The organism is Dokdonella sp., assembly GCF_019634845.1.
GTDB lineage: Bacteria > Pseudomonadota > Gammaproteobacteria > Xanthomonadales > Rhodanobacteraceae > Dokdonella_A.
Genome location: NZ_JAHCAQ010000001.1, coordinates 299653 through 324527, shown reverse-complemented (window position 1 = coordinate 324527; position 24875 = coordinate 299653). Strand labels below are relative to the sequence as shown.

The 24875-nt window shown below is 68.8% G+C and carries 24 protein-coding genes and 3 tRNA genes; 12 read left to right on the top strand and 15 right to left on the bottom strand.

From position 1 onward, the window contains the following. Nucleotides 1-20 precede the first annotated feature (20 nt). The 4 genes from KF903_RS01440 (at nucleotide 21) to pilH (ending at nucleotide 2563) form a co-directional block, all read left to right on the top strand. The gene (locus KF903_RS01440; protein ID WP_291210019.1) at nucleotides 21-680 is read left to right on the top strand and encodes a hypothetical protein; all 660 of its coding nucleotides are present in this window, start codon (nucleotides 21-23) and stop codon (nucleotides 678-680) included. Nucleotides 681-718: 38 nt separating this feature from the next. Then, nucleotides 719-1081 (top strand): GIY-YIG nuclease family protein, encoded by a 363-nt coding sequence (locus tag KF903_RS01435; RefSeq protein ID WP_345777726.1) that lies wholly within the window; start codon nucleotides 719-721, stop codon nucleotides 1079-1081. A 57-nt stretch (nucleotides 1082-1138) separates the two neighbouring features. Beyond that, a complete protein-coding gene (locus KF903_RS01430; protein WP_291210017.1) occupies nucleotides 1139-2134 on the top strand; it encodes a YhdH/YhfP family quinone oxidoreductase in 996 nt (331 codons plus the stop codon). A 63-nt stretch (nucleotides 2135-2197) separates the two neighbouring features. Beyond that, nucleotides 2198-2563 (top strand): twitching motility response regulator PilH, encoded by a 366-nt coding sequence (pilH, locus tag KF903_RS01425; RefSeq protein ID WP_291210015.1) that lies wholly within the window; start codon nucleotides 2198-2200, stop codon nucleotides 2561-2563. 96 nt (nucleotides 2564-2659) lie between these two features. On the opposite strand, the gene KF903_RS01420 is transcribed toward pilH, so the two are convergent. The 8 genes from KF903_RS01420 to dksA form a co-directional block, all read right to left on the bottom strand. Then, complete coding sequence (locus tag KF903_RS01420; RefSeq protein ID WP_291210012.1) at nucleotides 2660-3553, bottom strand: DnaJ C-terminal domain-containing protein; 894 nt, start codon at nucleotides 3551-3553, stop codon at nucleotides 2660-2662. Nucleotides 3554-3690: 137 nt separating this feature from the next. Beyond that, nucleotides 3691-4137 carry an Hsp20/alpha crystallin family protein gene (locus KF903_RS01415; protein ID WP_291210010.1) on the bottom strand — a complete coding sequence of 149 codons (447 nt, stop codon included), beginning with the start codon at nucleotides 4135-4137 and terminating at the stop codon, nucleotides 3691-3693. A gap of 145 nt (nucleotides 4138-4282) precedes the next feature. Continuing rightward, the gene (gyrA, locus tag KF903_RS01410) at nucleotides 4283-6937 is read right to left on the bottom strand and encodes a DNA gyrase subunit A (protein ID WP_291210008.1); all 2655 of its coding nucleotides are present in this window, start codon (nucleotides 6935-6937) and stop codon (nucleotides 4283-4285) included. Between the two features lie 205 nt (nucleotides 6938-7142). Further along, nucleotides 7143-7577 carry a GtrA family protein gene (locus KF903_RS01405; protein WP_291210006.1) on the bottom strand — a complete coding sequence of 145 codons (435 nt, stop codon included), beginning with the start codon at nucleotides 7575-7577 and terminating at the stop codon, nucleotides 7143-7145. Nucleotides 7578-7586: 9 nt separating this feature from the next. After that, entirely contained in the window at nucleotides 7587-8648 is a 1062-nt protein-coding gene (gene mtnA, locus KF903_RS01400; RefSeq protein WP_291210004.1) for an S-methyl-5-thioribose-1-phosphate isomerase, read from the bottom strand. A gap of 26 nt (nucleotides 8649-8674) precedes the next feature. Then, the gene (locus KF903_RS01395; protein ID WP_291210002.1) at nucleotides 8675-10393 is read right to left on the bottom strand and encodes a hypothetical protein; all 1719 of its coding nucleotides are present in this window, start codon (nucleotides 10391-10393) and stop codon (nucleotides 8675-8677) included. 110 nt (nucleotides 10394-10503) lie between these two features. Then, nucleotides 10504-11862, bottom strand: coding sequence for a phosphoglucosamine mutase (gene glmM, locus KF903_RS01390; RefSeq protein WP_291210043.1), 1359 nt, complete (start codon nucleotides 11860-11862; stop codon nucleotides 10504-10506). Between the two features lie 137 nt (nucleotides 11863-11999). Then, a complete protein-coding gene (dksA, locus tag KF903_RS01385) occupies nucleotides 12000-12482 on the bottom strand; it encodes an RNA polymerase-binding protein DksA (RefSeq protein WP_291210000.1) in 483 nt (160 codons plus the stop codon). A 611-nt stretch (nucleotides 12483-13093) separates the two neighbouring features. Between dksA and yidD the strand changes: the two genes are divergently transcribed. From yidD to KF903_RS01365, 4 genes are all read left to right on the top strand, one after another. Continuing rightward, nucleotides 13094-13360: a membrane protein insertion efficiency factor YidD gene (gene yidD, locus KF903_RS01380; RefSeq protein WP_291209998.1), complete on the top strand. Its 267-nt coding sequence runs from the start codon at nucleotides 13094-13096 to the stop codon at nucleotides 13358-13360. Next, nucleotides 13353-14699: a dihydroorotase gene (locus KF903_RS01375; RefSeq protein ID WP_291209996.1), complete on the top strand. Its 1347-nt coding sequence runs from the start codon at nucleotides 13353-13355 to the stop codon at nucleotides 14697-14699. The genes yidD and KF903_RS01375 overlap by 8 nt, the downstream gene beginning before the upstream one ends. After that, nucleotides 14696-15604, top strand: a complete 909-nt coding sequence (locus KF903_RS01370) for a M23 family metallopeptidase (protein WP_291209994.1) — start codon at nucleotides 14696-14698, stop codon at nucleotides 15602-15604. The genes KF903_RS01375 and KF903_RS01370 overlap by 4 nt, the downstream gene beginning before the upstream one ends. Before the next feature lie 68 nt (nucleotides 15605-15672). Continuing rightward, nucleotides 15673-17010: a M12 family metallo-peptidase gene (locus KF903_RS01365; RefSeq protein WP_291209993.1), complete on the top strand. Its 1338-nt coding sequence runs from the start codon at nucleotides 15673-15675 to the stop codon at nucleotides 17008-17010. 92 nt (nucleotides 17011-17102) lie between these two features. Here KF903_RS01365 and KF903_RS01360 read toward each other — a convergent pair whose 3' ends face one another. The 3 genes from KF903_RS01360 to KF903_RS01350 form a co-directional block, all read right to left on the bottom strand. Further along, complete coding sequence (locus KF903_RS01360; RefSeq protein ID WP_291209992.1) at nucleotides 17103-18755, bottom strand: M28 family metallopeptidase; 1653 nt, start codon at nucleotides 18753-18755, stop codon at nucleotides 17103-17105. A gap of 124 nt (nucleotides 18756-18879) precedes the next feature. After that, nucleotides 18880-19146, bottom strand: a complete 267-nt coding sequence (locus KF903_RS01355) for a DUF3297 family protein (RefSeq protein ID WP_291209991.1) — start codon at nucleotides 19144-19146, stop codon at nucleotides 18880-18882. 76 nt (nucleotides 19147-19222) lie between these two features. Further along, entirely contained in the window at nucleotides 19223-19489 is a 267-nt protein-coding gene (locus tag KF903_RS01350; RefSeq protein ID WP_291209990.1) for a DksA/TraR family C4-type zinc finger protein, read from the bottom strand. Between the two features lie 154 nt (nucleotides 19490-19643). Here KF903_RS01350 and KF903_RS01345 point away from each other — a divergent pair. From KF903_RS01345 to KF903_RS01335, 3 genes are all read left to right on the top strand, one after another. After that, a tRNA-Gly gene (locus KF903_RS01345) sits at nucleotides 19644-19719 on the top strand. Between the two features lie 140 nt (nucleotides 19720-19859). After that, nucleotides 19860-19933 (top strand) — tRNA-Cys (locus KF903_RS01340). 52 nt (nucleotides 19934-19985) lie between these two features. After that, nucleotides 19986-20069 (top strand) — tRNA-Leu (locus KF903_RS01335). A gap of 68 nt (nucleotides 20070-20137) precedes the next feature. Here the strand turns inward: KF903_RS01335 and pgsA are convergent. The 4 genes from pgsA to kdsB are packed head-to-tail and all read right to left on the bottom strand — an operon-like array spanning nucleotide 20138 to nucleotide 23837. After that, nucleotides 20138-20698: a CDP-diacylglycerol--glycerol-3-phosphate 3-phosphatidyltransferase gene (gene pgsA / locus KF903_RS01330; protein WP_291209989.1), complete on the bottom strand. Its 561-nt coding sequence runs from the start codon at nucleotides 20696-20698 to the stop codon at nucleotides 20138-20140. Between the two features lie 9 nt (nucleotides 20699-20707). Then, complete coding sequence (gene uvrC, locus KF903_RS01325) at nucleotides 20708-22576, bottom strand: excinuclease ABC subunit UvrC (RefSeq protein WP_291209988.1); 1869 nt, start codon at nucleotides 22574-22576, stop codon at nucleotides 20708-20710. A gap of 38 nt (nucleotides 22577-22614) precedes the next feature. Beyond that, entirely contained in the window at nucleotides 22615-23061 is a 447-nt protein-coding gene (locus KF903_RS01320; protein WP_291209987.1) for a low molecular weight protein-tyrosine-phosphatase, read from the bottom strand. Further along, entirely contained in the window at nucleotides 23058-23837 is a 780-nt protein-coding gene (gene kdsB, locus KF903_RS01315; RefSeq protein ID WP_291209986.1) for a 3-deoxy-manno-octulosonate cytidylyltransferase, read from the bottom strand. Before kdsB ends, KF903_RS01320 begins: the two co-directional genes overlap by 4 nt. Nucleotides 23838-23998: 161 nt before the next feature. Here kdsB and KF903_RS01310 point away from each other — a divergent pair, with 161 nt between their 5' ends. Beyond that, entirely contained in the window at nucleotides 23999-24871 is an 873-nt protein-coding gene (locus KF903_RS01310; protein ID WP_291209985.1) for a DMT family transporter, read from the top strand. Nucleotides 24872-24875: the final 4 nt, after the last annotated feature.

Here is a 24875-nt window from a genome sequence, read left to right as displayed (position 1 = left end):
ACGAACTCAAGGAGACTCTCGTGCAAGCAGGGAAATTTGCTGCATCTGCCCTAGCCGCAATCTGCTTGACTGCGTGTGCCGACCCGAAGGCGGCCAGCAAAGCCAATTTCAAGAAGGCGCTGGACGCATACTTTGACCAAACACGCGCACCGGCTTGTATCGACCTTCGCTCCCTCGACGCTCCGTTTCCTGCGACCCTTCCCGACCAGCGCAACGAACTTGGAGACTCGCTGAACAATGCTGTGCAGATTCTCGCCATGGCTTCCGTCGGCCTGCTGACCGGAAGCCCGACCACGATCGCGCCTCGCGGTTTCACGCTCGACAAGCCCACACCGGTGGCCGCAACGCGCTACGACCTGAGCGAACTGGGCAAGAAGTACTACCAAGACCGCGTGATCGGTGGCGGGCTCGGCAAGATGACGCTGCATCAGCTGTGTTTTGGCACACCAAAGGTCGTTGCCATTGACAGCTACACCGAACCCGCAGACTCGATGGGCTATCGCATCTCCAAGGTCAGCTACCGCTACACGATCCAAGGCGCTGCCCAATGGACACAGGATGCTTCAATTCAGAAGGCATTCCCCGCCATCGCCAAACAGCTTGCCGGTGAACACACGGAAACTGACATATTCGTGCTCACGTCTGAAGGTTGGCAGCACCAACGACTTTCCGCACGGTAAGCTTGCACCCCGAAGTCGTCATTCCGGCGAAGACCAGAATGACGAGATTGCAGAGCGTGCGAATCTTCACCTCGTCATTCCAGCGAAAGCTGGAATCCAGCCTTTGGCGGGCGATGAAACAACCCTGCGTCTACATGCTGGCGAGCGACTGGAAAGGCACTCTCTACGTCGGAGTGACTTCCGATCTCGTCAAGCGCATCTGGGAACACAAGAACGACGCGGTGGCTGGTTTCACAAAAAAGTATCGGATACACAACCTCGTTTGGTTCGAGCAGCACGAGACGATGGAGTCGGCGATCGCCCGGGAAAAAGCGATCAAGGCATGGAAGCGCCCATGGAAAATCGACGTGATCGAAGCGTCCAACCCAAGGTGGCAGGATCTTTATCCGAATCTTCTTTGATCCATGCAAGAGCTGGATTCCAGCTTTCGCTGGAATGACGGGCCAAGAGCACACAGCATGACCGCACAAGCCTTCTCCGCCTTCCGCATCCACAACGACGCGGCCGGCTACCGCGCCGGCATCGAAGAAATGTCGACCGAGGAACTGACGCCCGGCGAGGTGCTGGTCAAGGTTGCCTACTCCTCGGTCAACTACAAGGATGCGCTGGCCGGCACCGGCAAGGGCAAGATCCTGCGCCGGTTTCCGCTCAATGGCGGCATCGATGCCGCCGGCTACGTCGCCGCCTCGACGGACCCGTCGTTCCGCGAAGGCGATGCGGTGCTGTGCACGGGCTGCGGGCTGTCGGAAACCCGCGACGGTGGCTACGCGCAATACCTGCGGCTGGACTCGAAATGGACGATCCCGCTGCCCGACGGGCTCACGCTGCGCGAGGCGATGCAGCTCGGCACGGCCGGCTTCACGGCCGCACTCGCGCTGAGCCAGATGATCCGCAATGGGCAGACGCCCGACATGGGCCCGATCGTCGTCACCGGCGCCACCGGCGGGGTCGGCTCGCTGGCGATCGACATCCTCACCCGCGCCGGCTTCGAGGCACACGCGATCACCGGCAAGGTCGAGCAGTTCGACTACCTGATCGGCCTGGGCGCAAGGCAGTGCATCGCGCGCGAAGGCCTGTTCTGGGGCCAGCGCCCGCTCGAGACCGCGCGCTGGGCCGGCGCGATCGACAACGTCGGCGGCGACATGCTGGCCGGCCTCACGCGCGTGATCGGGCCTTACGGCAATATCGCCACCTGCGGCAACGCCGCCAGCATCGAGCTGGCGACCACGGTGATGCCATTCATCATCCGCGGCCTGTCGCTGCTGGGCGTGGCCTCGGCCGGCACCGCGCGCGCGCTGCGCGACGAGGTCTGGCAGCGCCTGGCAGGCCCATGGAAGCCAATGCACCTGGCCACGATCGCGGCACACGAAGTGGATCTGGCCGCCTTGCCGGCAACTTTTGCGACAATGGTCGGCGGCCGTTCGCTGGGCCGCACGATCGTGCGCCTGGCCTGAACGGGCTTGGCGAGCCACCGGAACCGTGACTAGAATTGACCCTCCACAGGGGGAAGGCAGCCCATGTCCAAAGTACTGATCATCGACGATTCACCGTCCCAGCTCGTGAGCATGAAACGTGCGGTCGAAAAGCTGGGCCACGACGTCGTCACGGCCGAAGATGGCGCCGCGGGCGTCGAAGCGGCGCGGCGCGAGCTGCCCGACCTCATCCTCATGGATGTGGTGATGCCCAACCTCAACGGGTTCCAGGCCACACGCACGATCTCGAAGGACCCGAATACGGGCCACATCCCGATCGTGCTGGTCACCACCAAGGATCAGGACACCGATCGCGTGTGGGGCATGCGCCAGGGCGCCAAGGCCTATGTGACCAAGCCGATCGACGACGACGAACTGTCGCGCGTGATCCAGGAATACCTGCCGCACTGAACGCTGCGCGCCGGCGCGACAACCCAGCCGCCGGCGCCACCGTCCCACCCGGGGCCGGCATGACGCGCGCAAAGGCGCGTCGCACGGGTGCGCTGCCTACTGGCGTGGGTCGAAATCCGCGTAGGCGTGAGCGAGCGCCTCATACAGGCCGCGTTGTTCGGTGCTGTGCGCCTTGGGTGTGTGCACGACGAGCGTGACGATCTGGTCACCCGGAGTCTTGCCCGGCCAGCCACGCTCGCGCAGACGCATCCTGCGGCCGCTGTCGGAGCCCGCCGGAATGCGCAGTTCCACGTTGCCGCCGAGCGTGGGGACGGTCACGCTGGCGCCCAGCGCGGCCTCCCACGGCGTGATCGGCAGATTCAGGTGCACGTCGCGCCCCTCGAGCCGAAAGCGCGGGTCCTCGCGCAGGCCGACTTCGAGGATGAGGTCGCCGGACTTGCCGCCCTGCAGGCCCGGACTGCCCTGCCCGGCCAGCCGGATCTGCTGCCCCGGCATGATGCCGGCCGGAATCTTGACCTCGAGCGTGCGCTCGCCGCCGCCGCCATCACGCAGCGCGATGCGCTCGCGCCCGCCCTGCCAGGCCGTGCGCAGGTCGACCGCGATCTGCGCGTGGATGTCACGTCCCGTGCGCGGGCTGCTGCGGCGGCCGCCGGCGCCGCCGCGGGCGCCGAACAATGATTCGAAGAAGTCACTGAAATCGGCGCCTTCCTCGCCGAATTCCTGACTGTGCTGCCAGCCCGGCGGCGGGCCGCGGAACGCGTCGCCACCGCGATAGCCACCGGCGCGCAACTGGTCGTAGGCCTTGCGCCGATCCGGTTCACGCAGCGCCTCGTAGGCCTCGTTGACCGCCTTGAACCGATCCTCGGCCGCGGTCTCCTTGCTGACATCGGGGTGATACTTGCGCGCAAGACGCCGATAGGCCGCCTTGATCTCGGCCTCGCTCGCGTCGGGCTTGACACCCAAAGTCTCGTAGTAGTCCTTGAACTCCATGCGTGGTCCCCGCGTTCAATGCACGACGGCCCGCGGTGGTTCACCGCGGGCCGTCCCTGGGCGGCTGCCGGGCTGCGCCATGCAGGGCATGGCGCAGCACCGCCGTCGTGACCGGCCGCGTTGGCGGCCGGTGGCCGTCAGGCCCTGATCTCGATGCGCCGCGGCGTGGTCTCGGGCTTCTTCGGAATCGAGATCTCGAGTACGCCGTTGCGACCGGCCGCGCTGATGCCATCCGCATCGGCACTGTCGGGCAGCGCGAAGCGACGATAGAACGTGCCGTGCATGCGTTCCACGCGCGTGAACTTGCCGTGGCTTTCCTTGTTCTCGGAACTGCGCTCGCCCTTGAGCGAGAGGATGCCCTTGTCCATGTGCACCTCGATGTCCTTCGGATCCACGCCGGGGATATCGGCCAGGATCACGAAACGCTTGTCCTCTTCCTTGATGTCGACGCGCGGCGTCCACTGGCTCGTCACCACGTTGGACTGGTCGGTGTCGTCATTGCCGAGGAAACGGTCGAAAACGCCCATCAGTTCGGACTGCAGGTTGTTCGGGGTCGACCATGGGTTGTAACGGGTGATCGCCATGAGATCCTCCACTGTCGGAAGCGGCACCAGCGGCCGCGATGGCCCTCAGATGGGGGAAACGGCGCCGCGATTCAAGCCTGCCAGCGGCAGCCGAACCTGGCCGCACCGCGGCCGCGTCGCCATGTCGTGGCGACGCGGCCTTCGATCATGGCGCTGCCGCGTCGTCGCCGGCCGGGCCGGCCTCGGCGGCCTCGTCCTCATCACCGTTGCCGTTGAGACCCTCGACCTTGACCACGCCGGCCAGCGCCTCGTCGTCAGGCAGGCTGATGAGCTTGACGCCCTGCGTGTTGCGCCCGACGCAGGCGATCTCCGCCGCGCGCGTGCGCACCAGCGTGCCCTGGTTGGAGATCAGCATCACCTCGTGCGCGGCATCGAGCAGCACGGCGCCGACGAGGCCGCCATTGCGCTCGGAACACTGGATGCCGATCACGCCCTGGATGCCACGTCCCTTGCGCGGGTAACGCGACAGCGGCGTGCGCTTGCCATAGCCGCGTTCGGTGGCGCTGAGCACGCACGGCTCGCTGGCGACGGTCGCCTCCTCGCTGTCGGGCACATCGTCTTCGTCACCGCCCTGCTCGGCTGCATGCTCGACCACGAGCAGCGACACCACCTGCGCACCGGCCGCGAGGCGGATGCCGCGCACGCCGCCGGCGCTGCGCCCCATCGCCCGCACTTCGTCCTCGGCAAAGCGCACCGCGCGGCCATTGGACGCAAACAGCATGATGTCGCGGCTGCCGTCGGTCAGTTCGACGTCGACCAGTGCATCGCCTTCGTCGAGGTTGATCGCGATCTTGCCGCGCTGCAACTGGAACTCGAACTCGGTCAGCGGCGTCTTCTTGACCGTGCCGTTGCGCGTGGCGAACAGCACGAAGTGATTCGCGTCGTATTCGCGCACGGCCTGGATCGCCTGCACCTTTTCGCCCTCCACCAGCGGCAGCAGATTGACGATCGGCTTGCCGCGCGTGTTGGGGCCGGCATCGGGCAGCTTGAACACCTTGAGCCAGTACACCCGCCCCGCACTCGTGAACACCAGCAGGGTGTCGTGGGTATTGGCGATCCACAGCCGCTCGATGAAGTCCTCTTCCTTCATGTTGGTGGCCGAGCGGCCCTTGCCGCCGCGTCGCTGCGCGCGGTACAGGCTGACCGGCTGGCGCTTGGCGTAGCCGGTGTGCGACAGCGTCACCACCACATCCTCGGGCGCGATCAGGTCGAGGATGTCGAGATCTTCCTGGCTGGCCTGGATCTGCGTGCGGCGCCCATCGCCGTACTGTTCCTTGAGCGCGGCCAGCTCATCGCGGATGAGCTTGAGCAAGACATCGGGCTGTTCGAGGATCTCGATCAGCGCGCCGATCGTGGTGAGCAGCTCGCGGTACTCATCGCTGAGCTTCTCCTGCTCGAGGCCGGTCAGGCGCGCCAGGCGCATTTCGAGGATTTCCTTGGCCTGCAGCTCGGACAACTGGTAGCCGTCGGCCTTGAGGCCAACCAGCGGATCGAGATCCTCGGGCCGCGAGGCATCGGCGCCGGCTGCCGCCAGCAAGGCGCCGACCATGCCCGGCTCCCAGCGCCGCGCCAGCATGCGTTCGCGCGCCACCTCGGGCGAGGGCGAGGTCTTGATCAGCTCGACCATCGCATCGATGTTGGCCAGCGCAACGGTCAGGCCCTCGACGATGTGGGCGCGTGCGCGCGCCTTGCGCAGTTCGAAAATCGTACGCCGCGTGACGACTTCGCGGCGGTGGCGGATGAAGGCATCGAGGATCTCGCGCAAGCCCAGCGTGCGCGGCTGGCCATCGACGAGCGCCACCATGTTGATGCCGAACGTGACCTGCAACTGGGTCTGCTGGAACAGGTTGTTGAGCAGCACGTCGGCCAGCGTGTCCTTGCGCACGTCGATGACGATGCGCATGCCGTCCTTGTCCGATTCGTCACGCAGCTCGGAAATGCCTTCGAGCTTCTTCTCCTTGACCAGTTCGGCGATCTTCTCGATCAGCCGCGCCTTGTTGACCTGGTAGGGAATCTCGGTGACGACGATCGACTCGCGGCCGTTGTCATGGGTTTCGATGTCGGCCTTGGCGCGCACGAGGATGCGGCCGCGCCCGGTCTTGTAGGCCTCGATGATGCCGGCCGCGCCGTTGATGATGCCGGCGGTCGGGAAGTCGGGGCCCGGCACCAGTTGCATGAGCTCGTCGAAACCGAGCTCGGGATCGTCGATCACGGCGATGCAGGCGGCCAGCACTTCGCTGAGGTTGTGCGGCGGGATGTTGGTCGCCATGCCGACCGCGATACCGGCCGAGCCGTTGACGAGCAGGTTGGGAATGCGCGTGGGCAGGACTGCCGGCTCGAGCTCCTTCTCGTCGTAGTTGGGCACGAAATCGACGGTTTCCTTGTCGAGATCGGCCAGCAGTTCGGACGACAGCCGGTCGAGGCGGCACTCGGTGTAGCGCATCGCCGCGGCATTGTCGCCATCGACCGAGCCGAAGTTGCCTTGGCCGTCGATCAGCGGGTAGCGCAGCGAGAACTCCTGCGCCATGCGCACCAGCGCGTAGTACACCGCCGAATCGCCGTGCGGGTGGTATTTGCCGATGACGTCACCGACCACGCGCGCGCACTTGACGTAGGGGCGGTTCCAGACGTTGTTGAGCTCCTGCATCGCGTACAGCACGCGACGATGCACGGGCTTGAGACCATCACGCACGTCGGGCAGCGCACGTCCGACGATCACGCTCATCGCGTAGTCGAGATAGCTCTTCCTGACCTCGTCCTCGATATTGACGCGAATGATCTCTCTGGCCGTCTCAGCCATCGGCAACCTCGAAGTCCATGGTGGGGCGCGACGTGGCGCAAGATCGCCGCTGTCACAACGCGAACGGCGGTTTCGGCCGGGGCCGGAATACGCCTTGCGGCAGTCTTCCGACGCGCCGGGAAACAACGCGCGATTCTAGCACACGGCGCGTCGCGGACGGGCGAATTTTGCCCGCTTTTTCCGCCTTTGCAGGCGTGTCCGCACGCTATTGCGCGTGGTCGCCCTCGACCACCGCCGCCGCCTGCGCCGGCGGGCGGAAGATCCAGTATTTGGAGCTCAGGAAATTGACCAGCGCGCCGGCCACCGACCCCGCTGCCACGCCGATCGCCGGCCACTGCCGCACCAGCGGCCAGCTCGCCACGCACAGCGCATAGGCGCCGTAGTTGAGTGCGAAGCCGCCGGCCATCGCGATCACGTAGCGCAGCCACTGGCGGCGCTTGCTGCCGCCGCCCTGGCCAGCGAACGTGTAGCGACGGTTGAACAGCCAGGTGCTGCTGGCGGCGGCAAGGAACGAAAACAGGCGCGCCAGATACGGGTTCATCGCCAATTCGCGCACGAGCATCTGCACGATGCCGGCGTCGATGACGAAGCCGAGCACGCCGCTCAGCGCGAACAGGCCGAGCTGTCGGCGCAGCGACATCGGGCGTACCTAGCGCGCGCCGAACAGGGCGGCCATGCGCGCCACGTCGGGCCGCTCGACGACACCGCGTTCGCTCACCAGCGCGTCGATGAGCGCATGCGGGGTCACGTCGAACACGGGATTCCACGCGCGGGCACCCGCCACCACCGTGCGCGTGCCGCCATAGCCCAGCAACTCGTCGCCGCTGCGCAGCTCGATGTCGATGTCGGCGCCACTGGCGGTGGCCAGGTCGATGGTCGAGGATGGCGCCACCACCATCAAGCGAACACCGTGGTGCCGCGCCGCGATCGCAAGCTGATAGGTGCCGATCTTGTTGGCGGTGTCGCCGTTGGCCGCGATGCGGTCGGCACCGACGATCACCCATTGCACCTGCCCGGTACGCATCAGGTGCGCCGCAGCGGAATCGGCGATCAGCGTCGCATCGATGCCATCGCGGGTGAGCTCCCACATCGTCAGCCGCGCGCCCTGCAGCCACGGGCGTGTCTCGCCGGCAAACACGCGCGCGATGCGCCCGCTGCTGACACCGGCGCGAATCACGCCCAGTGCGGTGCCGTAACCGGCGGTGGCGAGCGAACCCGTATTGCAATGGGTCAGCACGCCGCTGCCCGGCGCGATCAAGGCCGCGCCGAGCTCACCCATGCGCCGGTTGGCCGCCAGATCCTCGTCCTGGATCGCGCGCGCCTCGCGCGCGAGAACGCGCGGCAACTCCGCGCGCGCCCCAGCCACGGATCCGTCACTGCCGCGCACCGCTTCGATCACGCGCCGCATGCGATCGAGCGCCCACATGAGGTTGACCGCGGTCGGCCGCGCCGCGCGCAGCTGCGCCAGCGCAGCGTCGAGCGTGGCCGGGTCACGCTGCGCCGCGAGCACGACGCCCCAGGCCGCGGCGATGCCGATCGCCGGCGCCCCGCGCACGGCGAGGTCACGGATCGCCTGCGCGACCTCGCCGCTGTCACGACAGTCGAGGTAGCGCTCCCGGGCGGGCAACAGGCGCTGGTCGAGCAGGCGCAGATGGTCGTCCTGCCAGAGCACGGCGCGGATCGAATCATGGCAGTCGGGGGTGGCGTCCATCGGCAGGTCGGGCAAGGATCGGGCGTTCAATTATGCCGCGTCGGTTCGGCGTGCCACGGCTGCACCTGCACACGACCGGCCGCGACCTCGACGCCGATGTCCTCGAAACGACCATCCCGCCAGCGCAGGAAGTGCGTGCCGACGAGCGTGCGCAGGTCGAACCGCGGCGGCGGCGACAGGTAGGCATAGCGCAGATCGCCTACGCGCGGCCACGGCACGGCCTGGCCATCGACCACGAGCGGCGTCCACGGCAGCGCATCGGCCGGACGCGCCGTGGCGTCCTGCAGATGGAACCAGGTCGGCCGGCCATCCTCGAAGATCCAGCACCGCGCAATGGCCGCCCGATCGGCCGCCAACGCCTTGACGATGCCATCCATCGACACGAATCCCCCCCATTCTGCTGGCTGCGGCGCGCCCACGAACACGATGCGGCACGGCGTGGTGACCAACGGCAGCGCCGCGACGGCCGCGACCGCGGCGTGGGCGCTGCGCGCGTTGTCGACCGAGCGTTGGGCGAACTCGCGCACCGCGCGCTGGCCGGCACTGCCAAGCGCCACCAGCGCGAGCAGCGTGGCGGCGCCGGCGAGATGGCGCAGGCGCCCCCGGCAGGCCGCCAACAGTGCGCCGAGCAGCACCGCAAGACCGGCCATGCCGAGGTAATACAGCCGCGACTGCATCGCCGCCTCCACTGCCGAATCGTCGGCGCGCAGCGGAGCGCCATTGAGCATCGCGACCGGCGCCTGCAGCACGGCCGGCAGCAGCAGCAGACCGAGGCCACAGCACAGCAAGGCGAAACGCGCGGCCGGGACCGCCCGCCCGATCGCCGTGGGCGAGCCGCGCCGTCGCCACGCCAGCAGCCCGCACGTGGCGGCGAGGCCGAACAGTGCCAGTGCCAGCAGCACGCGTTGCCACGACGCCAGCCGCGCCGCGAACGAGAAATAGCCCGGTGCCTCGTGCAGCCACACGCCGATCCCGCCAGCGAGGGCATCGACGAGCGCGCGTCCGCCGAGCAGGCCACTGCCGACCGTGCCGAGCACGCGCCAGCGCCACAGCAGGAACAACGCGGCGCACAGGCCGGCAGCGGCCGCCGCCCACAGCGCACGCACGCGCTGCGCCGGCTCGCGCCAGGCGCAGTGCAGCCACAGCAGCGCGAGCAGCGCCGGCGCGATGAGTCCGATTTCCTTGCTCGCCATGGCCGCGAATGCGGCCAGCAGCGCCAGCAGCAGGCTCGTCCCGCGCGGCCGTACACACCAGGCCAATCCCGCCTGCAGGGCACCCAGGATGCACGCAGCGGCGAGAACGTCGAACCGCGCCGACCACCACTGTGCCGGGCCCAGTGCCACCGGATGCAGCGCAAACACGAGCGTCGCCAACACCGCGGCCGGCCGATCGACGCCAGCCCGGCGCAACAGGCCGAACAGCGCGAGCGCCACGCCCACATGCAGCGCCAGGTCGCAGGCGGCATGGCCACGATAGGCACCGCCGAACAACCAGGTGTCGAGCCACATCGAGGCAAACCCGAGCGGGCGGAACACCGAACCCGGCACCGGGTAGTGATCGCTGCCGAACAGCGGCCATGGCGAACCGATCATGCGCGCCAGCGCGAGCTGGAAGTAGTCGTCGCGGCCCCAATCGCCATCGAGCCCCGGCCAACCGACCGCGACGAGCGTGAGCGTGATCAGCAGCGGCGCCCACCAGCCGCCATGCCGCGCCAGCCAGCCGCGCCTGGCGTCGGGCAGGTTCATCGGCGCACCAACATTCAGAGCGGCCGCCGCAATGCGGCGGCGACGAAGCGCGCGCGATCACCGGCGCAGCGGGGGATGTCGGGACTGGGGACTGCGGCGCTCATCGGCGCTCACCCGTGTCGCTGCGAGGCCACCGATTCTACGACTTGCGCGAGTTCGCGCGCGTAACGCCGCACGATGACCTCATCCTCGGCCTCGATCGTGACACGCACCAAGGGCTCGGTGCCCGATGGCCGCAGCACCACGCGGCCGCGCCCCACCAGCTCGGCCTCGATGCGCTCGCGGACCGTGCGCACGGACGTTGCGGCGACCACGGCGCGGGCATCACCCGCGACGGCGACGTTCTCGGTGTGCTGGGCGACCTTGCTCATGCCGGCGACGGCCGCGTCGAGCGGTTGCTGCGCGCGCTGCAACGCATCGAGCACCTGCAACGCGGCGATGATCGCATCGCCGCTGGTGGTGCGATCGAGCGTGAGGATGTGCCCCGAGGTTTCGCCACCGAGCACGCCGCCATGTTGCTTGAGCATCTGCAGCACGTAGCGATCGCCGACATTGGCACGCAGGAACGGTACGCCGAGCCCGGCCATCGCGCGCTCGAGACCGTAATTGCTCATCAGCGTGCCGACCAGCGGACCGCGCAAACGACCGCTCGCGTGCCAGTCGCGCGCGAGCACGTACAGCAATTGATCGCCGTCGACGAGCGCGCCATGGCGATCGACCATGACCACGCGGTCGCCGTCGCCATCGAAGCCGATGCCGACGTCGGCGCCGCGTTCGAGCACTGCCTGCATCAACGCCTGCGGATGGGTCGAGCCGACCTCGCGGTTGATGTTGAGGCCGTCGGGCGCGATGCCGATCGCGTCCACGCGCGCGCCCAGCTCGCCGAATACGGTCGGCGCGACCTGGTAGGTGGCGCCATGCGCGCAATCGAGCACGATCGACAGTCCGCGCAGGTTGAGCGCGGCCGGCACGGTCGACTTGCAGAACTCGACATAGCGCACCACCGCATCGCGCACGCGCACGACCTTGCCGATCGAAGCCGAGGCCACGGTGCTGAATGGCGCCTCGAGTTCGGCCTCGATGGCCGCCTCCAGCGCGTCATCGAGCTTCTCGCCCTCGCCGGAAAAGAACTTGATGCCGTTGTCGTGGTGGCTGTTGTGCGAGGCGCTGATGACGATGCCGGCACTGGCCCGCAGCGAGCGCGTGAAATACGCCACGGCTGGCGTCGGCATCGGTCCCAGCAGGCTCACGCCGGCGCCGGCGGCAACGAGGCCGGCCTCGAGCGCCGACTCGAACATGTAGCCCGAGATGCGCGTGTCCTTGCCGATAACGACGTTGACCGCGCCGCCCCGCGCCGCCAGCACGCTGCCGACCGCACGCCCAAGGCGCAGCATGAAATCGGCCGTGATCGGCCATTCGCCGACGCGGCCACGAATGCCGTCGGTACCGAAGTAGCGTGTGGCGCCCATCATGGCAACGGGGGAGCGGAACAGCTCGGGGGCAACGGCGCGGGCGGGCGCATCGACATCATGGGCGAGTGACGCTGCGGGGCCGACCACGGCCATCCCGCCACCCCATGCCCCGCTCCCGGTTGCCAGCCCGCCACTCAGTCGCCCATCTGTTTCTGGCGATGTTCCCAGCGTTCCTGCGCATCGAGACTGAGCGTGGCGATCGGACGCGCCTCGAGGCGCTCGATGCCGATCTCCTCGTCGGTCTCTTCGCAGAAGCCGTAGCGGCCTTCCTCGATGCGCTTGAGCGCCTTGTCGATCTTGGCGATGAGCTTGCGGTAGCGGTCGCGCGTGCGCAGTTCGAGCGAGTTCTCGGTCTCGCGCGTGGCGCGCTCGGCCTCGTCGCCGACATCACGCACTTCGTCGCGCAGGCTCTCGATGGTCTGGCGGCTTTCCTCGACCAGACTCTCGCGCCAGTCGCTGAGCTTGTTGCGGAAATACTGCAGATGCGGAGGCCCCATGTACTCTTCCTTGGGACCGGGCCGGTAGCCCTTCGGCAACGGGATGGTCGTCGTGGCCGGCAGCGCGTAGCGGCCATCCTGCAGCGTGATGCCGAGATCGGCATCCACGGATCGCTTCACGGCGCGTGCCGTGACACCTTCATTCGGATTGGACTTGCTTTCTTTCACGGATGACTTGCTCGGCGCCGCGACGGGCGCGGCGACCTTGTTCGTTGATGGAGTGGCAGCGGCCTTGGGCCTGGTCACCACGGGGGGCTTGGCTGGTGCCGCCGGCGACTTCGCGGCGCGCGGCGGTGCCTTGGCCGGCGCAGCCTTGCGCGCCACGGGCCGGGCAGGTGCGACCTTCTTCGCCACGGGCTTCTTCGCCGCGGGCTTCTTCGCCGCGACCTTCTTCGCCACGGCCTGCTTCGCAGCCGCCGCCTTCGCCGGCGCGCGGCTGGCAGGCTGGCGTGCCAGCGGCTTGGCAGGCTTCTTTGCGGCAGGCTTTTTTGCAGCAGGCTTGTTGCCGGCGGCCTTCTTGGCCACGGTCGGTTTGGTCGCCTTCGCCGCCTTGCGCGGCGCGGGTGCTTTCGCCTTGCCTTTCGCCTTGCTTGTCGCCATGTCCGGTGTTCGCCTTGTGAGCCGAGCGGTCGCGTGTTATAGCCTAAGTGTCGACCCCCGGCAACCGCGGCAATCGTGCCCGATCGCCGCGCAAATTCGCGCCCCGCCCAGGACCGCCGTCACCTCGCGAGATGTCCCGCCTGCTCATCCACCTGCTGCGCGCGTACAAGCGCGTGGTCAGCCCGCTGCTCGGGCCACGCTGTCGCTTCCACCCGAGTTGCTCGGACTACGCGCGCGTCGCGCTCGCACGCTTCGGCACGGCGCGCGGGCTGTGGCTGGCGAGCTGGCGTATCGTGCGCTGCCAACCGCTGTGTCGTGGCGGCCACGACCCGGTGCCGACGACCTTCCGCTGCTTTCCGCGCCCCCTTCCCCATCCACACGAGCATCCGCATGACTGACCTCGACAGCCACTGGCTCATCACCAACGCCGAACTGGTCAGCGACGGGCGTCGCTGGCACGGCGATCTGCGCATCCGCAATGGGCGCATCGACCAGATCGGCGCCAGCCTTGCGGCGCAGCCGGGCGAGCGGGTGCTCGATGCACGCGGTCGCTGGCTGCTGCCCGGCATGATCGACGACCAGGTGCACTTCCGCGAACCCGGACTCACCCACAAGGCCGACATCGAGAGCGAATCGCGTGCCTGCGCCGCCGGCGGCATCACCAGTTTCATGGAGATGCCCAACACGCGACCGCCTGCCACCGACCACGCCGCGCTCGAAGCCAAGTACGCACGCGCCGCCGAAGTGGCGCGCGTCAACTACGCGTTCTACCTCGGCGCCAGCAACGACAACCTCGACCAGATCCGTCGCCTCGACCCACGCGCCGCACCCGGCATCAAGGTGTTCATGGGCGCCTCCACCGGCAACATGCTGGTCGATGATCCAGCCACGCTCGACGGCATCTTCCGCGACGCGCCGACGCCGATCATCACCCACTGCGAGGACACGCCGATCATCCTCGCCAACGAAGCCGCGGCCCGCGAGCGCTACGGCGAGGACATCCCGATCGCGCAGCATCCGTTGATCCGCTCGCGCGAGGCCTGCCTCAAGTCGACCCGGCTCGCGATCGAGTTGGCACGCCGGCATGGCACGCGCCTGCACGTGCTGCACATTTCCACCGCCGACGAGTGCGCCCTGTTCGATCCGGGGCCGCTGCGCGGCAAGCGCATCACGGCTGAAACCTGTGTCCATTTCCTGCACTACTGCAGCGACGACTACGCGCGGCTCGGCAGCCTCATCAAGTGCAACCCGGCGATCAAGGACGCCGCCGATCGCGCCGCGATCACGCGCGCGCTGGCCGAGGGTCGCATCGACGTGCTCGCCACCGACCACGCACCGCACCTGGTGACCGAGAAATCGGCGCAGTACGCGCGGGCGCCATCGGGCCTGCCGCTGGTGCAGTTCGCGCTGCAGTGCGCGCTCGAGCGCGTGTTCGATGGCGTGCTCACCCTCGAGCGCGTGGTCGAGGCGGTGTGCCATGCCCCCGCCACGCTGTTCGACGTGCACGAACGCGGCTGGCTGCGCGAAGGCTGTCACGCCGATCTCGTACTGGTCGACCCGCAACGGCCGCACACGGTCACGGCCCGCGACGTGCTGTCCAAATGCGGCTGGACGCCATTCGAGGGCTACACGTTCCGCTCCAGCATCGCCGCCACCTTCGTCAACGGCATGCAGGTCTGGGATGGCGCGCACGTCGATGATCGCGTGCGCGGGCAACGACTGGGCTTCGCCCGATGATCACGCGCGCCCTGCGCCAACCGGTGCCGCGCGCAGTGCGCCATGCAGCGGGCCTGCGCGCGCGCTGCGCACTGCTGGCCGTGCTCGGCACGACACTGCTCGCACCAGCGGCCAGCGCCGGCGCGCCGTTCCCGGCCAGCGCGGCGCAGGGTTCGCTCGTGCGCGCGCAGGTCACGCCGCGCACGCGCGTGTACCTGGCCGGGCAAGCGCTGCGGGTCGCCCCCGATGGCGCGGTCGTGTTCGGCATCGGTCGCGACGAACACGGCCCGGTCCGCCTGGAGACGATCACGGCCGACGGCCACCGCGAGCAGGTGCACATCGAGGTCACGCCACGCGACTGGCCGATCGAGCGTGTCGTCGGTGTACCTCCGGCCAGCGTCGAGCCACCGCCAGCGATCGCCGCCCGCATCGCGCGCGAACAGGCACGCGTGAGCGCCGCACGCGAGCGCGACGATGCGCGCGAGGACTACCGCGCCGATTTCCAGTGGCCCGTGCACGGCCGCATCAGCGGCCGCTTCGGCAACCAGCGCATCTACGTGGTCGATGGCAGGGATGTACCGAAGGCACCGCATTCGGGCATGGACATCGCCGTGCCCGAAGGCACGCCGGTGCTGGCCCCTGCCGCCGGCATCGTGAGCTTTGCCGATGCCGACCTGTATCTCACCGGCGGCACCGTGCTGCTCGACCATGGCCACGGCGTCAGTTCGAACTTCCTGCACCTGTCGCGCATCGACGTGCGTGTCGGCCAGCGCATCGAACAGGGCGAGGTGCTCGGCGCGGCAGGCCACACCGGCCGTGCGAGCGGACCCCACGTGCATTGGGGGCTCAACTGGTTCGGCGTGCGGCTCGATCCACTGCTGCTGCTCGACGGCGCGCAGCCCGCCGCCAGCACGCCGCGACGGTGATGGAGCGCGCTGCCGATGTGGCAGCGCATCGCTACAATGGCGTGGCAACAGCCACGATGGGGGAATCCATGCGCAGCCTGCTCACGCTCGTTCTGCTCGTCCACGCCGGAACGCTGGCGGCCGCTCCACACGAATACTCGCTGTCGCCGGCCGGCTTCGCCACGCTCGACTCGGTGACGGTCGACGGCCACCTCGGCATCGACGGCTTTCCCGACGGCGCCGGCATCCGCCATCGCCTGCAGTTCAAGCGCATCGACGTCTACGCGCCGGGCGCGCGCCTGCTCACCAGCGGCGCCGATGGCGAACGCGAAGTCCCGCGCAGCGCGCGCATCCAGCTCATCGGCAGCGACGAGAACGGCCAGACGCGCGTGCATCTGGCCTTCGCGCCGGGCCTGCGCGATATCGCCGGCTCGGGTTCGTCCGCGGCGGGCAGCTTCGTGGTCAGCGCCGAAGGCGAAGCGCCGCGACTGCGCCTCATCGTGCGGCCGAGCGAAGAAGCCTTGCCGGCCGGCGTGACCCTGCGCACGCTCGGCACCGACGATGCAGTCGTCACCGCCGCCGCCAGTGCCACGCTGCCGTTTGCGTTCACACCCGACACGACGATGGCGGCGGCGCGCACGGCCACGGTTGCGGTGGACGTCGACAAGGAGCTGCTGGTCAACCGCTTCGGCGGCACGGCCGCGGCCAACGTGACGGCCGCCAGCAACTGGATCGCGGATCTGTTCGGCAGCATGAACATCATGTACGAGCGCGACCTCAACATCACCCTGCTGCAGGGCACGACGCTGTTCCGTACCACCGGCACGCCGTACACGATCGCCGCCGACGCGGCTGCCAACACGACCGACCTCAACAGTTTCGGCAGCTACTGGCACTCTCACCACGCCAGCGTGCAACGCGCGTTCGCGATGCTGCTCTCAGGCCAGATGACGGGCGGCTACAGCGCCTCGGGCATCGCCTGGCTCGATGCCTACTGCGACAGCACCTACAGCTACAGCGTCAACAAGGTGTTCACGAACCCGGCCGTGCCGGTGAATTCGTCGGCGAATCTCGTCGCCCACGAACTGGGCCACAATTTCGGCGCCGCCCACACCCATTGCGCGAGCGCGACCAATGGCAGCTCGCCGGTCGCGAGCGACACGATCGACCAGTGCTACAAGGGCGAATCGGGCATAGGTTGCTACGGCGGCGCCGTGAGCTGCCCGGTATCGGGACCAGGCGCGCACAACGGCACGGTCATGAGCTACTGCCACATGAGCGCGCCCAATGGCGCGGCCTGCGGCGCCAACGTCGCGCAGTTCCACCCGGTCCAGATCACGCAGCTGAGCGGGCTCATCGCCGCGCACACGCCAGCCTGCATCGTGCCCGTGGGTACCGACCTCATCTTCAAGAACGGGTTCGACTGACCGGCGGCGTCACCGCATGGCGGCCTGGCGTGCGCCGGGAAAGGAACGCATGAACGCCGGCGCGGCGCCCGCAGCGCCGCGCCGGGACACGGTCACTGGCGCTGTCCGGCACTCGACTCGCGCGCGGCCCTGAACTCGGAATCGCGCGGCCAGCCGGGCCAGTCGCGCGAATTGGCCAGCTCACTGCCGACCCGGTACAGCAGCTGCAGATCCTGCGCCAGACCCGTGAACGGCCAGTTCGCCTGCCATTCGTCAGCCGGCTGGTGGTAGCGATCCCTGGTGTAGGCGGCCTGCTCGGCCTCGCCGGCGGCCACCCCGCCATCGACCCAGTCGTTGCCCGAACCGAACGACAGCGCCGGCACGCCGCGCTTGGCGAACGGGAAATGATCGGAACGGAAGAAGTAGCCCGCTTCCAGATGCGGGTCGGGCGTGAACACCAGCCCCATCGCCTTGCCGTCGGCCACGAGCTTGTCGAGCAGGTCCGACGCGGCGTTGCCCGACGTGGTGAAGTTGCGCGCCGGCCCGAACGGGCTGAGCGCATCCATGTTGAGCACCGCCACCGTGGTCGCCAGCGGATACAGCGGATTGGCGGCGTAATACTCCGAACCCAGCAGGCCCTTCTCCTCGGCAGTCACATTGAGGAACACCACCGAACGTTGTGGCTTGGGCCCATGCGCGAACGCGCGGCCCATCTCGATCAATGCCGCGGTGCCGGTGGCGTTGTCGACTGCGCCGTTGTAGATGCGATCACCCTTGGCGTCGGGCGCACCGACACCCAGATGATCCCAGTGCGCGCTGTAGATGACGGTTTCGTCGGGATGGCTGCTGCCCTCGATGCGCCCGACCACGTTGCGCGAGGTGATCACCTGGCTGCGCACGTTGTAGTGCGCGGAGAAGGTCACGCCATCGAGCTGCACGGCCTTGAAGTCGCGCGTGCGCGCCTGCTGCTTGAGGCTGTCGAAATCGAGCCCGGCCTGCTTGAGCAGGTTCGCCGCCACGTCACGCTGGATCCAGCCTTCCAGTTGCGAGTGGCTGGCCTTGGGCTGCTTGCGCACGATGTCGAACATCGTGTTGGTGTTGGAGTTCTTGACCGTGGCCCAGCCGTAGGAGGCCGGCGCGGTCTCGTGGATCACCAGCAAGCCGGCCGCACCACGCCGCGCGGCCTCTTCGTACTTGTAGGTCCAGCGGCCGTAATAGGTCATCGCCTTGCCGCCGAAGTCGCCGCTACCGCTCTCGAAGTCGGGATCATTGATCAGCACCAGCACGAGCTTGCCGCGCACGTCCAGATCCTTGAAATCGTTCCAGTCGCGCTCGGGCGCAGTGACGCCGTATCCGGCAAACACCACCGGCACCTTGTCGATCGCGACCTTGGTGGAGCCGTCCAGCGCCGCACGCACGGCGATGTCCTTGCCCTGCTCGAGCACCTGCGGCTTGCCGTCGTGGGCAAACGCGAGCTTGGGCGTACCGACGATGTCGGCGCGCAACAGCGGCACCGGCTGGGTCCAGGTGCGCTTGCCGGCCTTGAGTTCACCGCCCGGCTGCAAGCCGGCGGCCTGCATCTGCTTGATGACGTAGTCGACCGTGCGCTGCTCGGCCGGCGTGGCTGGGCCGCGGCCCTCGAAGGCATCGGACGACAGCGTCTTGACCTCCTCGGACAGGCGCTGCGGGTCGAAACGCGGCGGATCGTGCGCGAACACGGGAGCCGACACAACAAGCGCGATGGCCGCGCACAGTCTGCTATTCATCGGATGAAGCCCTCGGTGACCGAAAACCGTCCGATGCTAACAGGCCAGCGCGGCGCCGCCCCATGACGAAAGCTGGGACGCCGCCACACCGGGTGTGGCTGGCGCGCCGGTCGCGCGCGGCCGGTCAGGCCGCGGGCGGGTCGTCCGCAGGCTGGTTGTCCTGAAAATAGGGCGCGACGTTGCCCTTGATCTTGAGCGTCATCGGGCGCCCGCGCCGATCGCGCGCACGACCGGCGGCGACCCGCACCCAGCCTTCGCTCACGCAGTATTCCTCGATGTTGGTGCGCTCCTGGCCGTTGAAGCGGATGCCGACGCCACGCGCGAGCACGGCCTCATCGTAGTGCGGGCTCTGCGGATCGACGCTGAGGCGATCGGGCGGCGTTTCGGACATGGCGTGGGACTCGCTGCGCAGGATGGAAAACGCCAAGGATACGTGGACCGGCGGTCACTGCGCGAACGCGCAGCGATCAACGCAACTGGCTGTCCTTGCTGCCACGCCGGTTGTAGGGGCTGAACCGCGCCGCGTCCGCGTCGTGTGCCTGCTGGCAGGGTACGCACAGGCGCACACCCGGCAGCGCCTTGCGGCGCGCCGCCGGAATCGGCGCCGAACACTCTTCGCAGTGGCTGAGACTGGGCCCCTGCTGCAGGCGGCTGCGCGCACGCTGCACCGCGTCGGCGACCGTCGCGTCGATCTGGTCCTGCACCGCGCCATCACCTGCCCAACCGGTTGCCACCCGCATGCTCCGCTGCCGCTGCCGCAGCGGCCAGAGTAGCGCCAACTGCCGGTATCGTCATGCGCCTGCCGCCGCCCCGCGCAGCCGGCGCCGGCGGCCGCGCGGGCGGCAAGGGTTGACACCCGCACGCCAAAACGTATGATGCGCGTCCCACGCGGGAATAGCTCAGTTGGTAGAGCACGACCTTGCCAAGGTCGGGGTCGCGAGTTCGAGTCTCGTTTCCCGCTCCAGGACATGTGATGAAACCCCGGCGCGCCGGGGTTTCGTTTTTTGCAGCGCTTGCGGCTACATCGACGCGTCATCCGCGGGCCCCGCGCAGCGGGCGCCACGGGTCACCGGCAGCAGCGCGGCAGCAGGATGCAGTGTCACCGGCCTGGTGGCAGAGTGGTCATGCAGCGGACTGCAAATCCGCGTACGCCGGTTCGATTCCGACCCAGGCCTCCAACGCTCCCCACGGAGCCGCAACTCCCGCCGACGCGCACCGCGCGCGCCACGCGCCCGGGTGGCGAAATCGGTAGACGCAAGGGACTTAAAATCCCTCGACCGCAAGGTCATGCCGGTTCGAGTCCGGCCCCGGGCACACCCCACCGCACCAACCCGAGCCGCAGCAGGGCGATCCGGGCGCCGACGGGCACCTCGCCTGCCGCGCTATTTCTGCTCGCGCAGGATCGGCCAGGCGGCCAGCACGTATTGCAGGCCCGACCAGATCGTGAGGATGGCGGCGAGCACCAGCAGCGATTCGCCGACGCGAAACAGGCGCAGTTCTTCGGAATCGTGCTGGTAGAGCAACACGACGATCGCGACGATCTGCATCGCGGTCTTGACCTTGCCGATCATCGCCACCCGTACCGTGGCGCGCTGGCCGATCTCGGCCATCCATTCGCGCAACGCCGAAATGCTGATCTCGCGCCCGACGATGACCGCGCTGGTGATCGCGAGCAGCGGGGTCGGATTGTCCTGCACGAGCAGGAACAGCGTCACGGCCACCATCAGCTTGTCGGCAACCGGATCGAGGAAGGCGCCGAAGGCCGAGCCCATGTTCCAACGCCGCGCGATCCAGCCATCGGCCCAGTCGGTGACCGCGGCCGCCACGAACACGAGCGCGGCGGCGATGTTGGCGCCACGGAACGGCAGGTAGTACACGACCACCATGACCGGCAGCAACGCGATGCGGAACAGCGTCAGGATGGTGGGGATCGTGATCGTCATCGCCGGGCATTATCCGTGGAATGCGCCGTAAATGCGCTCGGCCAGCTCGCGGCGGATACCCGCCACCTCCATGAGCTCCTCCACGCCGGCCCGCGCCAAACCGCCCAGGCCACCGAAGTGGCGCAGCAGCGCCGCGCGCCGGCGCGGCCCGATGCCGGGAATCTCCTCGAGCGTGCTGGTCTCGCGCGCCTTCTCGCGTCGCCCGCGATGGCCGCCGATCGCGAACCGATGCGCCTCGTCACGCACCGCCTGGATCAGGTGCGAGGCCGGCGACTCGGGCCCCGGGAACACACTGCGTCCGCTGTCGGCGAGGATCAGCGTCTCGTCGCCGGCGCGGCGCGCCGCGCCCTTGGCCACGCCGACGATCGGCACGCCCTCGACGCCGAGCTCGTTGAGCACGTCGACCGCCTGCCGCACCTGGCCCGCTCCGCCATCGATGAGCAGCAGGTCCGGCAGCACGCCCTCGCCCGCCTGCACGCGCTTGTAGCGCCGCTGCAGGGCCTGGTGCATGGCGGCGTAGTCGTCGCCGGGCGTGATGCCGGTGATGTTGTAGCGCCGGTACTGCGACTTGTCGGCACCGTCGGCACCGAACACGACACACGCTGCCACCGTCGCCTCGCCCATCGTGTGGCTGATGTCGAAACACTCGATGCGCTGCGGCGTCTCCTCCATGCCGAGCAGCTCGCGCAGCGCCTCCAGTCGCACCAGCAGCGTCTGCTTGCTGGCCAGGCGCGCCGCCAGCGCGGCCTGTGCGTTGCGGCGCGCGAGATCGAGGAAGCGCGCGCGCTCGTTGCGCACACGCGACTTGATCTCGACGGCATGGCCACAGCGCTCGCTCAGCGCCGCCACCAGCGCCGCGCCGTCCACCGGCGCGTCGCTCACGACGAGCTCGCGCGGCAGCGGCCGGTCGAGGTAATACTGGGCGAGGAACGAGCCCAGCACCGTCGCCGGCTCGCTGCAGCCGGCCAGACGCGGGAAGAAATCGCGCGAGCCCAGGCTGATGCCGTTGCGGAAGAACAGCACGCTGACGCAGGCGACACCGCCGTCGAGCGCACAGGCGATCACGTCCATGTCGGTGCTCGCACCCTGCACATAGTGATGCGCCTGCACGCGCTTGACCGCCGCGATCTGGTCACGGATCGCGGCGGCACGCTCGAACGCGAGGCCGGCGCTGGCCGCTTCCATCTGCGCAACGAGTTCGTCCATCACCGCACCGGCCTTGCCGTCGAGGAACATCTGCGCATGGCGCACCTGCTCGGCATAGGCTGCCGCGTCGACGTAACCCACGCACGGCGCCGTGCAGCGACCGATCTGGTACTGCAGGCAAGGCCGCGAACGGTTGCGGAAATAGCTGTCCTCGCAGTTGCGCAGGCGAAACAGCTTCTGGATCAGGTCCAGGCTCTCGCGCACCGCGCCCGCGCTCGGGAACGGGCCAAAGTAGCGCCCCCCGCCGTCGCGCGCACCCCGATGGAACTCCAGCCGCGGGTAGCGCTCGCTCGGCGCGGCGTCGGCGGTCGGTGCCTGCGCGCCGCTCCTGGGGCCGGTGAGGTGGATGTAGGGATAGCTCTTGTCGTCGCGCAGCACGATGTTGTAACGCGGCCGCAGCGACTTGATGAGCTGGGCCTCGAGCAGCAGCGCCTCGGCCTCGGTGCGCGTGACGGTGGTCTCCATGCGCGCCACCTGGCTCACCATCGAGGCGATGCGCGGATCCATGTTCGGCTTGAGGAAATAGCTGCCGACCCGCCTGGCGAGGTTGCCGGCCTTGCCGACGTAGAGCAGGTCGCCACGCGCATCGAACATGCGATACACGCCCGGCGCACCGGTCAGGGTGCGCACGAAGGCCTTGCCGTCGAAAGGAGGAAACGCGGTGTCGCTCACGGCCCGATTGTATGCCGCGACGCCACCCGCGCCGCGCCTCAGCGCGGCCCGCCGCGCAGCTCGGCGATCAGTGCCGCCATGCCGGTGCGCGCAAGCTCGATCACGCGCTCGAAGTCGGCCGGCCCGCCGTAGTAGGGATCGGGCACCTCGGCGTCGGGCAGGAACAGCGCCGGCTGCGTGCCGCGACCGCCACGCAGCGCGGCCAGGTCACGCAGGTTGGCGCGGTCGGCAGCGAGGATGCGATCGAAGCGCGTGAAGTCGGCCGCGACGATCTGGCGTGCACGCAACGCCGACAGGTCATAGCCATGGGCCGCACCGGCTGCGATCGACCGGCGGTCGGGTGGCTGGCCGGCGTGGTAATCGGCGGTGCCGGCCGAATCGACCGCGACCGCGAGCCCGGCGCGCGCGAACTCCACGCGCGCCACCGCCTCGAGCGTCGGCGAGCGGCAGATGTTGCCCAGGCAGACGAACAGGATGCGGGTCATCGCGCGCCCTGGGCGAGCATGCGTTCGACGCGCGCAAGATCCTGCGGCGTGTCGACGCCGGCCGGGAACGGCTCTGGCGCGAGCCGCACCGCGATCGCATGGCCATGTTCGAGCGCACGCAATTGCTCCAACGATTCGGCGCGCTCGAGCGGCGTCGGCGCAAGCTGGGCGAACTGGCGCAGGAAACCGGCGCGATAGGCATAAATGCCGATGTGGCGCAGGAACGGCGTGGCCGGCGGCAGCACCTCGCGCGAGCGCGCGAACGCATCGCGCGGCCACGGCAGCGGCGCGCGCGAGAAGTACAGCGCGCGGCCGTCGCCCCGCCGCACGAGCTTGACCACGTTCGGATCGAACAGCTCCTCGCTCGTCGTCAGCGGCGTCGCCAGCGTCGCCATCGGCGCGGCGTCGTCGGCCAGTGCCTGCGCCACCGCGCGGATGCCGCTTGGCGGCGCCAACGGTTCGTCGCCCTGCAGGTTGACCACGATGGCGGCGTCGGCCCAGCGCAGCCGGGTGGCCACCTCGGCCAGGCGATCGCTGCCCGAAGCGTGGTCGGCGCGCGTCATCGCCACCTCGACGCCGCTGCCGGCCAGTGCCTGCGCGATGCGCGCATCGTCGGTGGCGACGACCACCGCGTCCGCACCTGCGGCCAGCGCGCGCCGCGCCACGTGCAGCACGAGCGGCTCGCCGGCCAGTGCCGCGAGGGGCTTGCCCGGCAGTCGCGTGGAGGCGTAGCGCGCGGGAATGGCGACGATGAAGGCAGGCACTGCGGACATCATGAACACCCGGGAAACCAGCGGCGCAGCGTAGCCGAGCGCAGGCCCCGGCGACAATGCGGACAGTGCTAGCATGCGCGGCCGCCCCATCGTTGTCGCCGTACTTGGACGCTCCCGCGATCGCCGTTCCCGCCGCTTCGGCCCTGCCGCGGCGTGCGATCGTCATGATGGTGACGAGCACCGTGTGCTTCGGCGTGATGGCGGTGCTGATCCGCATCGGCGCGAACCACCTGCATCCATTCCAGATCGCCTTCCTGCGCAGCTTCTTCGGCGCGCTCGCGGCCATGCCACTGCTGCTGCGCCATGGCTGGCGCACGCTCTACACCGATCGCCTCATGTTCTATGTACTGCGCTGCGCCATCGGCGCGGTGTCGATGCTGGCCGGTTTCTGGTCGATCGCGCACCTGCCGCTGGCGCAGGCGATCGCACTGTCGTATTCCTCGCCGCTGTTCGTGACGATCGGCGCGGTGATGTTCCTTGGCGAAATCGTGCGCCTGCGGCGCTGGAGCGCGGTGGTGGCCGGCTTCATCGGCGTACTCGTGATCGTGCGCCCCGGCAGCGATGCGTTCACGCAGGCCAGCCTCGTGGCCCTGTTCGCGGCGGCCTGCTCGGGCGCGGTGACGATCAGCATCAAGTTCCTGTCGCGCACCGATCCGGTCGCCACCATCGTGCTGCTGACGACCTGGCTATGGGTGCCGCTGTCGCTGCCGGCCGCGCTGGCCGTTTGGCAATGGCCGAGCGCCGAGCTGTGGCCGCTGCTGATCGCACTCGGCGTGCTCGGCACCGCCGGGCAGTATTTCTGGACCCATGCGCTGCGGCTGTCCGAAGCCTCGACGCTGGCGCCGTTCAGCTACCTGCAGCTCGTGTTCGTGGCCATACTCGCCTGGCTGCTGTTTGCCGAAGCACCCGACCGCTACACCGTGTGCGGTGCGCTCATCGTGGTGGGCGCCAGTCTCTACATCGCGCGGCGCGAGGCGCGCCTGGCGCGGCAGCGCCATCAGGCGGCGCCGCAGGTGCTGAGCCAGCCCGCCGAGTGAGCTG

Excerpts from the sequence above, each read along its gene's own strand:
- KF903_RS01375 (WP_291209996.1), top strand. The coding sequence starts at position 13,353 with ATGACTGACCTCGACAGCCACTGGCTCATCACCAACGCCGAACTGGTC.
- KF903_RS01395 (WP_291210002.1), bottom strand. The coding sequence starts at position 10,393 with ATGAACCTGCCCGACGCCAGGCGCGGCTGGCTGGCGCGGCATGGCGGC.
- gyrA (WP_291210008.1), bottom strand. The coding sequence starts at position 6,937 with ATGGCTGAGACGGCCAGAGAGATCATTCGCGTCAATATCGAGGACGAG.
- pilH (WP_291210015.1), top strand. The coding sequence starts at position 2,198 with ATGTCCAAAGTACTGATCATCGACGATTCACCGTCCCAGCTCGTGAGC.
- mtnA (WP_291210004.1), bottom strand. The coding sequence starts at position 8,648 with ATGGACGCCACCCCCGACTGCCATGATTCGATCCGCGCCGTGCTCTGG.
- yidD (WP_291209998.1), top strand. The coding sequence starts at position 13,094 with ATGTCCCGCCTGCTCATCCACCTGCTGCGCGCGTACAAGCGCGTGGTC.
- KF903_RS01435 (WP_345777726.1), top strand. The coding sequence starts at position 719 with ATGACGAGATTGCAGAGCGTGCGAATCTTCACCTCGTCATTCCAGCGA.
- KF903_RS01370 (WP_291209994.1), top strand. The coding sequence starts at position 14,696 with ATGATCACGCGCGCCCTGCGCCAACCGGTGCCGCGCGCAGTGCGCCAT.
- KF903_RS01415 (WP_291210010.1), bottom strand. The coding sequence starts at position 4,137 with ATGGCGATCACCCGTTACAACCCATGGTCGACCCCGAACAACCTGCAG.
- KF903_RS01310 (WP_291209985.1), top strand. The coding sequence starts at position 23,999 with ATGATGGTGACGAGCACCGTGTGCTTCGGCGTGATGGCGGTGCTGATC.
- KF903_RS01420 (WP_291210012.1), bottom strand. The coding sequence starts at position 3,553 with ATGGAGTTCAAGGACTACTACGAGACTTTGGGTGTCAAGCCCGACGCG.
- kdsB (WP_291209986.1), bottom strand. The coding sequence starts at position 23,837 with ATGATGTCCGCAGTGCCTGCCTTCATCGTCGCCATTCCCGCGCGCTAC.
- KF903_RS01320 (WP_291209987.1), bottom strand. The coding sequence starts at position 23,061 with ATGACCCGCATCCTGTTCGTCTGCCTGGGCAACATCTGCCGCTCGCCG.
- KF903_RS01430 (WP_291210017.1), top strand. The coding sequence starts at position 1,139 with ATGACCGCACAAGCCTTCTCCGCCTTCCGCATCCACAACGACGCGGCC.
- glmM (WP_291210043.1), bottom strand. The coding sequence starts at position 11,862 with ATGGGCGCCACACGCTACTTCGGTACCGACGGCATTCGTGGCCGCGTC.
- KF903_RS01365 (WP_291209993.1), top strand. The coding sequence starts at position 15,673 with ATGCGCAGCCTGCTCACGCTCGTTCTGCTCGTCCACGCCGGAACGCTG.
- KF903_RS01405 (WP_291210006.1), bottom strand. The coding sequence starts at position 7,577 with ATGTCGCTGCGCCGACAGCTCGGCCTGTTCGCGCTGAGCGGCGTGCTC.
- pgsA (WP_291209989.1), bottom strand. The coding sequence starts at position 20,698 with ATGACGATCACGATCCCCACCATCCTGACGCTGTTCCGCATCGCGTTG.
- KF903_RS01355 (WP_291209991.1), bottom strand. The coding sequence starts at position 19,146 with ATGTCCGAAACGCCGCCCGATCGCCTCAGCGTCGATCCGCAGAGCCCG.
- KF903_RS01360 (WP_291209992.1), bottom strand. The coding sequence starts at position 18,755 with ATGAATAGCAGACTGTGCGCGGCCATCGCGCTTGTTGTGTCGGCTCCC.